The organism is Priestia veravalensis (genome assembly GCF_001457055.1).
GTDB lineage: Bacteria > Bacillota > Bacilli > Bacillales > Bacillaceae_H > Priestia > Priestia flexa.
The window spans coordinates 1-10,958 of record NZ_KQ758715.1; the positions used below are offsets into that span (position 1 = coordinate 1).

General features: G+C 38.3%; 13 protein-coding genes. 3 read left to right on the plus strand and 10 right to left on the minus strand.

Annotated elements, in window-relative coordinates:
* Nucleotides 1-291: 291 nt before the first annotated feature.
* Together AS180_RS19750 and AS180_RS19755 are read left to right on the plus strand one after the other, a co-directional pair.
* Nucleotides 292-840 (plus strand): YhcN/YlaJ family sporulation lipoprotein, encoded by a 549-nt coding sequence (locus tag AS180_RS19750; RefSeq protein ID WP_025908868.1) that lies wholly within the window; start codon nt 292-294, stop codon nt 838-840.
* Between the two features lie 299 nt (nt 841-1,139).
* Nucleotides 1,140-1,544: a GNAT family N-acetyltransferase gene (locus AS180_RS19755; RefSeq protein WP_025908869.1), complete on the plus strand. Its 405-nt coding sequence runs from the start codon at nt 1,140-1,142 to the stop codon at nt 1,542-1,544.
* Between the two features lie 26 nt (nt 1,545-1,570).
* Here the strand turns inward: AS180_RS19755 and AS180_RS19760 are convergent, their stop codons facing one another.
* The 8 genes from AS180_RS19760 to AS180_RS19795 all read right to left on the minus strand — a co-directional run bounded on the left by AS180_RS19760 (nt 1,571) and on the right by AS180_RS19795 (nt 9,556).
* Entirely contained in the window at nt 1,571-2,935 is a 1,365-nt protein-coding gene (locus AS180_RS19760; RefSeq protein ID WP_025908870.1) for a sensor histidine kinase, read from the minus strand.
* Between the two features lies 1 nt (nt 2,936).
* Complete coding sequence (locus tag AS180_RS19765; RefSeq protein ID WP_062687388.1) at nt 2,937-3,614, minus strand: response regulator transcription factor; 678 nt, start codon at nt 3,612-3,614, stop codon at nt 2,937-2,939.
* Between the two features lie 84 nt (nt 3,615-3,698).
* Nucleotides 3,699-4,583 (minus strand): UTP--glucose-1-phosphate uridylyltransferase GalU, encoded by an 885-nt coding sequence (gene galU, locus AS180_RS19770; protein WP_062687389.1) that lies wholly within the window; start codon nt 4,581-4,583, stop codon nt 3,699-3,701.
* Nucleotides 4,573-4,986, minus strand: a complete 414-nt coding sequence (locus tag AS180_RS19775) for a GtrA family protein (RefSeq protein ID WP_025908873.1) — start codon at nt 4,984-4,986, stop codon at nt 4,573-4,575. The genes galU and AS180_RS19775 overlap by 11 nt, the downstream gene beginning before the upstream one ends.
* Entirely contained in the window at nt 4,979-5,941 is a 963-nt protein-coding gene (locus tag AS180_RS19780; RefSeq protein WP_025908874.1) for a glycosyltransferase family 2 protein, read from the minus strand. Before AS180_RS19780 ends, AS180_RS19775 begins: the two co-directional genes overlap by 8 nt.
* Complete coding sequence (locus AS180_RS19785) at nt 5,942-8,146, minus strand: ArnT family glycosyltransferase (RefSeq protein ID WP_025908875.1); 2,205 nt, start codon at nt 8,144-8,146, stop codon at nt 5,942-5,944.
* 126 nt (nt 8,147-8,272) lie between these two features.
* Nucleotides 8,273-9,169, minus strand: coding sequence for a manganese catalase family protein (locus AS180_RS19790; RefSeq protein WP_025908876.1), 897 nt, complete (start codon nt 9,167-9,169; stop codon nt 8,273-8,275).
* A 150-nt stretch (nt 9,170-9,319) separates the two neighbouring features.
* On the minus strand, nt 9,320-9,556 hold the full coding sequence (locus AS180_RS19795) for a YuzF family protein (protein WP_025908877.1): 237 nt from the start codon (nt 9,554-9,556) through the stop codon (nt 9,320-9,322).
* A 148-nt stretch (nt 9,557-9,704) separates the two neighbouring features.
* Between AS180_RS19795 and AS180_RS19800 the strand changes: the two genes are divergently transcribed.
* Nucleotides 9,705-9,971: a hypothetical protein gene (locus AS180_RS19800; RefSeq protein ID WP_025908878.1), complete on the plus strand. Its 267-nt coding sequence runs from the start codon at nt 9,705-9,707 to the stop codon at nt 9,969-9,971.
* Nucleotides 9,972-9,973: 2 nt separating this feature from the next.
* On the opposite strand, the gene AS180_RS19805 is transcribed toward AS180_RS19800, so the two are convergent.
* Both AS180_RS19805 and AS180_RS22920 read right to left on the minus strand, forming a co-directional pair.
* Complete coding sequence (locus AS180_RS19805) at nt 9,974-10,585, minus strand: DUF3298 and DUF4163 domain-containing protein (RefSeq protein ID WP_226373004.1); 612 nt, start codon at nt 10,583-10,585, stop codon at nt 9,974-9,976.
* A gap of 107 nt (nt 10,586-10,692) precedes the next feature.
* Complete coding sequence (locus AS180_RS22920) at nt 10,693-10,854, minus strand: hypothetical protein (protein WP_156413431.1); 162 nt, start codon at nt 10,852-10,854, stop codon at nt 10,693-10,695.
* Nucleotides 10,855-10,958: the final 104 nt, after the last annotated feature.

A 10,958-nucleotide genomic window follows, 5' to 3' on the forward strand; every position in this document is an offset into this window, starting at 1 on the left:
AATCCGCACACATTTGGATTCGAAAAATAGCAGGAAGAGCTGTCCCGTAAAGGTTTAACCGTCTCTGTCGCCCTCGCCAAAGGTTATAGTGAAAAAATGGATGATTACTACCTCTGTTCACGTGTCTTCATTTTTCTTCTCAAACGGAAAAATAATAAGACAGAAAATTCAGTCAATATTTATGCGACGTTAGTGAGTTAAACCGTATATAAAAAAGCTAGTATACTTTCCCTTCTTTAAACGGATAATAACGAAAGAAATGTTATGTTAAAATGAAAGGAGTAAGACAAGATGAAAAAAAGAAAATATTTATTTGGCCTTCTATCCACCATTTTATCTGTAGGATTCCTTTTCGGTTGTAATGATAAAAAGGATGAAGCCGAGCCCGATCCAACTGAAGAACCTTCTGAACAAAAGGCAGAAAATGATCGCAACAATGGACCACGAGATGTGGGATTCCAACCCGATGGAACCGAGAATAATAATGTAGATGATAATAATCAGACACGATTAGAGGTAGCTGATAAGGCTGCAGATCGCATTGCTAAATTAGACGAAGTAGACAGTGCAATTGTGATTGTTACAAACCGAAATGCCTATGTGGCAGTTGTTTTACGTGATGGAACAAAAGGAGAAGTAACAGATCGTTTAGAAAAGAAGATTGCCGATCAAGTAAGAGCGACAGATCCAGATATTCGAGACGTATTTGTATCATCTAATCCTGACTTTGTAGAGCGTATGAGGGATTATGGAAACAGAATTAATGAAGGCGCTCCAGTAAAAGGATTATTTGAAGAGTTTACTGAAACCATTCGAAGAGTATTTCCTAACGCTCGTTAAATTAGAGTGATTGAGTGTAACAAGTCCATTCGCTATGTGCTAAAAAAGAGAAACCCTTGTTTCAACGGGTTTCTTTTTTAGTTACTATGATAGTAGGGTTTATCAAAAAACTCATACTTTGTGGACAAAGTATAAGCCTTTGGTTGACCGATCAGCAAATTAACTATCTCATTTTTCCAAATAATCTATAGTATTATATCATTTACACTTTACCTATATGTCAAGTATGAATTAAAAATTTGAATATTCTTTTTAGTTAAAATATGGTATTATTTTATGTAACAAAAGGAGGTTCTATTGTGACAACTACCATTACCTATAAACGAAATTGTCCTATTAATGCGCAACAACTAATCAGCGTCTTTGCATCTTCTGGTATCAAGCGTCCTATCCAAGACGTGGCTCGAATCCAGAAAATGATTGACCATGCGAATTTACTGATTACGGCTTGGGATGGTGAAAAGCTAATTGGCATCGCTCGCTGCGTAACTGATTTTAGCTATTGCTGCTACGTATCAGATCTTGCCGTGTGTAAAGAATACCAGCAAAAAGGAATTGGAAAAACACTTCTCAATAAAATAAAAGAAGAAGCAACTGATCAATCAGCCATTATTTTATTATCTGCACCAAGCGCAGTTGAATACTATCCTCATATTGGTTTTGAACAAGTGGACGTCGCTTTTCGTATTCCTCGTTCCAATTAAAAAAGTCTCAAAGCACTTGTATAAACTCAGGTGCTTTGAGACTTTTTATCGGGAAGAAATACCGTGAACGTACTTCCTTTATTTATGCGACTTTCAACAGAAATCGAGCCTTCATGTAAGTTAACAATTTTTTTAGAAATCGCAAGCCCCAGCCCATTACTTTTTAGCGACCTTGATTTATCTACTGTGTAAAAGCTTTCGAAAATGTACTTTTGATCTTCTTCATCTATACCAATTCCCGTATCTTTCACTGAAACGGTTACACCTTCTTTCATAGAAGCCATTGAAACTTCAATCGTGCCGCTTTGATGCGTATATTTAATACTGTTTGAAAGCAAGTTAAGCCATACTTGCTCCAGTAGCTCTTCATCTCCTTCAATCCTAACTCTTTCTAAATCGAGCTCAATCTCAAGTTCCTTCTCTGTCCACTGTGGCTCTAACGCCAGAATGACATGACGGATTTGTTCATCCAAATCGTACGTTTTGTGATGAAACGGATGATGCTCAGCATCTAATGAAGCTAGCTTTAAAAGATTCGAGCTTAATTGTGAAAGCCTTGTACTTTCTTTTTCAATAATCGTTAAATATTGCTGCTTTTTATCTTCACTCACAATATTATCTTTTAAGGCTTTTGAAAAACCTTTAATAGAAGTTAACGGTGATTGAATTTCATGGGAGACGCTCGCAATAAACTCTTGTCTCATCGTTTCAATTTTGTTGAGTTCTTTTGCCATTTGGTTGAAATTTTTGGTTAATAAACCAATCTCATCGCTAGATGCATGCTCAACTTGAACCGAGTAATCCCCCTTACCTACTTTTTTCATTGCTCCACTTAATCGCTGAATTGGTTTGATAAGAATCGTAGAAACGTATGCAAATAAAATAATTCCAATAAACAACACGCTTATGAGCTGAATAAGCTGTACGTCTTGAATAACAGAAATTTGCCTTTGAGGATGCGACTGAACAAATAAAGCATATTTCTGATTATTTTCAATAAAGGGTATTCCCACAATGTTTGGTTTTGGCTTATTGGATGGTTCACTTTCAACCGTTGAAAACCGATCTCCCCGCAAAACATTATCTACAACGCTTTTGTCAATGGGCAAGGTCGGTCCTCGATCGCCTAATACTCTCCTATTATACTCGGAATCAACAATAATAAATGAAAAGTGAATAAATGATGTATTCGATAAAAAACGAGCGGCTTCATCGGAACCATTTGCACCGTATAATTGAATGAACTCCTCACCCATCCGAAACATATCCGGCTCTAGCTTATCACCTAGCCTGTCTTTACTTAAAAGTGTTGTAATAGTAATTGTAATAATAACGCTTAACACAATCGTTATTATAAACGAAAGCACCAGTTTCAAATAAATTGACTTCACATTAACACCCTTCTAGTTTATACCCTAGCCCTCGAACAGTTTTAATTTCAATATTTGCCTTAAGACCACTTTGATTTAAGCGCTCACGAATCCTTTTGATGTGGACATCAATAGTTCGTTCATCTCCTTCGTAATCGAAACCCCAAATACCTTGGATAAGCTGGTCTCTTGTGAAGATTTTCCCAGGTGAACTCGCCAATTTAAACAAAAGATCAAATTCTTTTAGAGGAAGGCTTTCAACATAGTCACCAACATGCACTTCAAGTTTCGTACGATCTAATCGTATATTTTCAATATGAACAATATTACTTGCTTCAATTCGATACCTTCTCAAAAGTGCCTTCACTCTAGCAACTAATTCTTCAGGGTTAAATGGCTTGACAACATAGTCATCCGTTCCAATATCAAAGCCTTTTAGCTTATCGTGAGCTTCACCTCTAGCCGTTACCATTAGTACGGGTATATCAAAATACTCTTTAATCTCTCTTGTTAATTCCCATCCATCTTTATAAGGCATCATAATATCTACCACGGCCAAGTCTACTCTAAATTCTTCTAACTTTTGCCACGCTTCTTCTCCATCTCCTGCTTCAATCACTTTAAATCCTTGTGTTTCTAGATAAACTGAAATCAGCTCTCGAATATGCTGATCATCGTCTGCTACTAAAATTTGAATCACGCTGTATTTCCCCCGTCCATTATCATCCTTTATCATGTGACTTTATTATATAAATTAAATATGAATTGAATATGAACAATGCTCTTACTTTGTTTTCAATCGCTCTTGTTGAACAATTTGCTGAAAGTAAGATAAAAATATATTCCGTAAATCTTCTCTTTTTAAAGCCATTTCAACCATTGCCTGTAAGTAACCAACCTTATCACCAATGTCGAAACGACTTCCTTTTAGCCGCACACTAAAAATCTGTTCATACTGAGATAAATCTTTTATCGCATCTGTTAATTGTAATTCATTTCCTACTCCTTTTTCAATTTTTTTTAGCGACTGAAAAATAGAAGGCGTTAAGATATATCTTCCCATAATGGCTACATTCGATGGCGCTTGCTCAGGTTTTGGCTTTTCCACCACGTCTTCAACTGAATATACATCCCCAACCACAGACCCAGCTTTAATAATTCCATACTTTGATACATCTTCTTTCTTTACTTCTTTAACACCAATAACCGATTGATTCAGTTCTTCATACACCTTTATAAGCTGCTTCAAAGCCGGCGTTTCACCTACCATTACATCGTCACCAAGCAAGACTGCAAAAGGTTCATCTCCAATAAACTTCTCTGCACACAAGATTGCATGCCCGAGCCCTTGAGGCTCCTGCTGCCTGATATAGTGTACGCTTGCCATCTTCGAAATACGCTGTACATTTTCTAATAGTTCATACTTTCCTTTTTCTACTAGCAGATGTTCTAATTCAACTGACTTATCAAAATGATCTTCGATTGCTTTTTTATGCTTACCTGTAATAAAAATAATGCTTTCAATGCCCGCTTCTACTGCTTCCTCCACAATATACTGCACGGCAGGCTTATCAACGATTGGGAGCATTTCTTTTGGAAGAGCTTTTGTGACTGGTAGAAACCTAGTACCTAACCCTCCAACCGGAATGACTGCTTTTCTAACGTTCATAGTGTTCCCTTCCTTCCATTGTTTTTGTAAACACATAGCGATTTGTTAGCACAAAATTAATTCCTAAACTACCTATACTTGCAGCCCCTTTACTTACAAAAAGGTTGAAAGAGGCATATTCATGACATAACAGCAAAATAAGCGAACTACAAATGAATGTAACCAAATTGACAACTAAAAATTTAGTAACTTCCTTAACCGTTGAGGGCTCTTTTCGTTGAAACGTCCATTTTCTGTTTAGCGTATAGCTATTTGCAACTCCAGCTCCATAAGATATCCACTGAGCAATTAAATAATACATGCCAAATGACACGAGCACCATGTAGACGCTTAAATCAATTACCGTGTTTAAGACACCAACTGATGAAAACTTTGAAAATGCAAGTAAGCCTTTTTTATTCACGATGAGCAAACTTTCTTATCGGCTGTTGCTTGTATGTTTTTCTCACAATATAAAGCGGACGATTTTTGGCTTCGTCATAAATCCGACCAATATATTCACCAATCATTCCTAAAATCACCAAAGTAAAGCCACTAAACAACAGTTGAATAACAATAAGAGATGACCACCCTGCAATTGTGTTATCCGTAAATAGCTTTAAATATAAAACGATAATAAGATAGACAAAGCCGATAAAAGATAATGCTACGCCAGTATAAGTTGCTAGTTTTAAAGGCTTATATGAAAAGGAAGTAAGGCCATCAAGCGATAATTTCAGCATCTTTTTCAGCGGATATTTTGATTCCCCAGCTGCTCGTTCATCTCGTTCATACTCCAAGGCAATTTGCTTAAACCCAACCCAACTGACAAGACCTCTGACAAATCGATTCTTTTCTTGTAATAGCTTCATTTGATCGCATACTTTACGATCTAGCAAGCGAAAATCTCCCGTGTCTAGAGGGATTTCAATATCAGTCATTGAGCGCAGTAATCGGTAAAACATGGCAGCGGTATGCTTTTTAAAATACGATTCTCCTTTTCTCTTTGTACGCTTCGCATAGACTACGTCGTAACCTTGCTTCCATTTATCAATCATTTGGAGAATCAATTCAGGTGGGTCTTGTAAATCTGCATCAATGACTACCACCGCATCTCCCTTGGCATAATCCATGCCAGCAGTAATTGCAATTTGATGACCAAAGTTACGTGCAAAATCTAACAGCATAACTGACGAGTCTTGTTGACTATATTGAATTAAAATATCTGCTGTTTTATCGCGGCTACCGTCGTTCACGAAGAGAAGCTCATACGCTTCTCCTGTGGACTTCATCACTTCTGTTAAACGATGGTAAGTTGTATGAATAACCTCTTCTTCGTTATAAACAGGAATGACAATGGAATATTTAATTGCACTCATTTATTCTTCTCCTTTCACATCAACATAATAGAGTTGTGAAGCCCCTCCACCAGGTCCATCTTGTTGGCTATTCTCATTTTCTTTCCATTCTTCGGAAGGAATCTCTGTGCCGTTCTCCTGAATCCAGCTAATAATGTCAGAGTTTCCACCCATTCCTCGATTTCCAATTAAGAAGTAGTGAACATCTCCACTTGCAACAAGCTTTTCAAGTTCTGTAACTGTTAAAATGGAATCAGCCCCTGAAAAACCTCCCATCGTCATTACGGCTTCGCCCGTTTCAATGATATACGGTGCTGCCGCTGTGGAATCGAGCGTAGCAAATAGGTACTTTGTTCCGTTGCGATTCTTTTCAAGGAACGTAAGAAGAGATTGGTTAATCTGTCCATTCATTCCACGACCGTCATTTCTCTTCTCTCTATTGGTAGAACTCTTTTCATCATTAGGTGCTTCATTCGTATCTACTTGATTGTTATTGTTTATTGAGACGTCTTGTTCATCACCTGGAAATGCCATATCATCCATTTGAGGTAGCTGTTCATCTTGCGAAGACGTTGGACCCGCTTCTGGAAGCATGCTGTTTCCACCATAAAGAATTGGTGTCATTGCCCAGTAAAGTGGACCAATCACAAGCACAATAAGTGCTGCTGTCATCATATACGTATTGATTGCTGATCGCTGTTTCATACTCCCAAGTGCTAAAGCCAATGTAATTCCGATAATCCCCACAGCCAAGATAGATGCAAGACCGATTGTTTCACGATCCGGTAGCATAATGCTAACCTGCAACCCAGCTGTTAATGCAATACCTACCGGCAACAGCCATGACTTCCACCCTTCGAGGCCACGATATGCCTTCCATAAAACTGGGAGTCCTGCTCCTATTACTGCTGCTAACGGCGGTGCTAGCATGATGAGGTAATACTGATGGAAAAATCCTGCAATGCTAAAGAACACAGCTACTGGTACTAACCACGCTAACCAAAATACAGTATGAAGAACTTTCGTGCTTAGGGTTTCTTTTACTCTTGCCCCTCCCAACAAACTGATAATGCTCACAATCGCTAATGGTAAAAACCAGCTAATCTGATCTGCAAGTCCATCTTGAATTAATCGAAACATGCCAGGCGTTCCTGTATTAAATCTTCCAGCGTTTCCTCCACCAGGGTCATTGTTATCTCCGTCCATCTGTGGAGGGGATTGTCCGCCTGGTGCATTTCTAAAATTTGAGTCTTGTCCACTATCTAAGTTTGAGTTTTGCTGATTTTCATTGTCACTTGAATCAGTTGTATTTCCTCCACCTTGCATCCCTTCATTTTCTAATGCTAATTCATCTTGCTTATCACCGCTTGGAGGTATCAGATGCTCACCTTGTTCTTCATTTTGTCCACGGCTTCCTTGGGGGCTACCCCCACCAGACATCTCTCCTGTCAAACGCGAAATACCGTTGTAACCGAGCGCTAGCTCTAATACTGAGTTTGTTTCACTACTTCCAATATAAGGCCTTTTATCTTCTGGAATTAAGTCAACAATTGTTGCCCATGAAAGCGATACAACAATTAGTAGTACTGTCGCTCCAGATAATAAGCTGATTTTTTTCTTCCAGTCAATCTTTGCTGATAGCCAGTAAAATAAATAAAATGCTGGTAAAACCATATAAGCTTGCATCATTTTCATATTAAATCCAACACCAATGAGCACAAACGCTAGAAACAGCCAGCGATGTTTTTTTATGGTTATCGCTTTAAACAGCATCCACGTTGCTAATAATAAGGTAAAAACAAGTAAACTATCGATGTTGTTGGTTCGACTAACGGCTGGAACAATTGGCGTTATAGCCATGGTTAGCGCAGCTATTCGCCCCGCAGCTACACCAAATACTTTTTTTATCATGACGTACAGCAGAATAACTGACCCTACTCCTGCTAACGCTTGAGGCAAAATCACACTCCAACCGTGAAATCCAAAAATCTTAGCACTAATCGTTTGAATCCAAAACGCAACGGGCGGCTTATCCACCGTTACGAACCCCGCTGGGTCAAACGATGCAAAAAAGAAGTTATGCAAATTTTGCATCATGCTTTTGACAGCTGAGGTGTAATACTGGTTGACATATTCATCTTCCCATATATTCGTAAAGTTTAAGGCTACAGCTAGTGTTAAAATCCACACTAACCATTTATCAATTTTTTTCTTTTTTCTATTCATTCTTTCACTCCCTTATTGATTGTAAGGCTAGTGTAATAAACGAATATGAACTGATTATGAACATTCTTCTTAGATTAACTATTTAGGTACAAAAAAAAAGCAGGTGTAATCTACACCTGCTTACCACTATAACCCTGCGTTACGCTGCAATCGTTTGGCAATCTCTGCGAACTCATCTGGACCGATTCCAGGAGCAAACTCTTCAGTTACCTCTTCTAAGTCTGGAATTTTCGCACCTTTAGGCGTTCCTTCAATGACTTCTAGCTTCCCACCATCTTCTGGGTGCGTACCTTTCCAAATCTTCGCAATTCCCATATAATCAGCATCACTAAATGTATAGAGACGGCGATGAACACCTTGGTCTTCATATTTTCTAGCAGCATCGAACGATTTGTTACTCAAATTTGGAATTGGCACTAGTTTTGTAACATCCACACCGGTTGCGATTTCTAACGCTTTAGCATATGCCACAACGTGAACCCCACCACGAACTAATAAATATCCAATCATTTCACGAGCAACTGGGTTATCTGTCATTTGGTATACCCTCATTTTATGGGTTCTTGCCCCACACTCCAAAAAGAAATTGTGCAATAAATCCAGAATTAAATTTCCACTATTAAAGACATTTTCTCCTGTCCAAGCTTTTCCCATAGAGTCGAATGGATAAGCTGTTTGCGCAGTGGCAATAAAATGCTGGGTATTGCGCACATCCTTTGCATCCTGCATTGGCGTAATGTCTGGATCACCCGGAAACGTAGATCCTTCTAACATAAGATTAATTGTATTGGATACGAGTTCTACATGCCCAAACTCTTCTGCTGTAATGCTCGCAACTAAATCATAAAATGGGCGCAGCTTTTTCTTTGTACGAAAATTAAATGACTGATACATATAGTTGTTTAGCGTGGACATCTCTCCAAACTTGCCACCTAATAGCTCTTGTACAGCAGCAGCTGCGTTCGGATCTGGATTTTTCGACTCTGGTAAATCAATTAATAATTTATCAATCCGCTTAAACATAGCGCATTCCTCCACTCTCTCTGAAAAATTCCATTCATTAAGATGTATGAAGTGACAAGGTTGTCTCATTCGCCAAATGAACTTTTACACAAAAACTGTGCACCTCAACCGTTAAACCATCTAACAATTGAGGCGCATTTTTTCTGCTTATTATTCAGGCATAATCCACACAATTTGTTGAATACGTACAAAGAAGCTAGAATCTTTTGATTGAATGACAACGTGATCAATTTTAACATCCTTAACTTTTCCACGTATGTTTCCACGTACGGTTTCAATAACTACTTCTTTCCCCTTGACTGATTCAAGAGTCGCAAATACATAAGGATCGACTTGAGTTACCATATAAGGCGCTTCATAATTACGCTCGTCTTGTTCATAAGTCATCCGTTTATCGTCTCCTTTTTTCTATTGTCGTTTTAATGTATGCATCATTCTTTCAAATATGAACATTTATTAACGTACACACTTATGCTTTACATGGCTTGGTTCTAGTGAATATAATAAAACAAAAATGAAAAAAGGCAGGCTATTTATGAGCGAAGATTATGCATTTCGATTTCATATTAAAGACTCTTATCCAATAGACAAACCTGAGACAAAAGAAGCTGTTGTTTTCACAAAGATTAAAACAAAAGCGGGGGACATACTTTTTGAAGGAGATGTACGCGTGCACGTTACTTCCATTGGGATATTTCCTGTAGTAAAAGATATTGCAAGTGCCGTATCAAATAAATCGCTTCGTCAGCTGTTAACTGCAGAAGTAAAGCGCTATGTTCGTCCTCACCGAAATTTTTTATAACTTTATCCAAACATTTGACCAAGAGGCCCTTCGTCTGCGATTATATCTTGAATATCATAAATAGAAATAGGAAAGTAAGGAATCCCATATGCATACGGTGCTAAATCATAGAGCTGATAAAATAACATAAGCGACTTATCGGCAATATAAAAGTCTTGATTTGGGTTAATTCCCGTATATTCTCCGAGAACCATAATGTCTCGTTCTTTAATCTGATTCTCCACGAGCTCAGATAAGCGTTTAACATAATTGCTGTCAGGCTTAAATAAATCCTTTAGTTTATATACCTTTCCATTCTTTGTATTAAAGGTGATAGGTACGACAACGGTTAATCCATGTGCACCACCTGAAAAAGCATAGTTTATGAGCGTTAAGCTCAGCACATCACGCTGATTGTTTTTCAATTCATAGTATCCTGTTTCGGTCGTATCAGGGTTTTTTCCGTACCCTTGTTGAACAATTAATTCGTTTGTTCGCTTTAAGAGCTTAGCGTTCATTTTATACTGAACTGCTTGATTAGCCATTCCATGAATGACCGGGTAAACCACGTCTAATTTTGGTTTCACGATGCGCTGAGAATATACAAGAAGCGGCAGCGTAATCAATTTTCTCATCTCCCTTTACACTTGGTTACATCTTAATGTATTCTCCTCACCATCATTATACGACAACAAGAAAGAGTTTGGGACATAACAAAATGATTGCTTCTAAAAGACGAACACTAGCTGTTCCCATCTCTTTGATTTGTCTCAACACGTTCGTTCCATTGCGCTACGGCCACTCGCTTTCCGCGGGGAGGAACCTGAGCTTCCTCACTGCGCTGCGGGATCTCAGTTTTCCCTCTCTTTCCCGCAGGAGTCGAGTGTCCTACGCTCCATTCCACCCTGTTTCCAACATTGTTTTCACAATCAACCAAAAAAACTTGAACGATTAAAAGTTATGAACTCTCAATCGTTCAGGTATAGTAGAGGCTGAACTACTTATGTC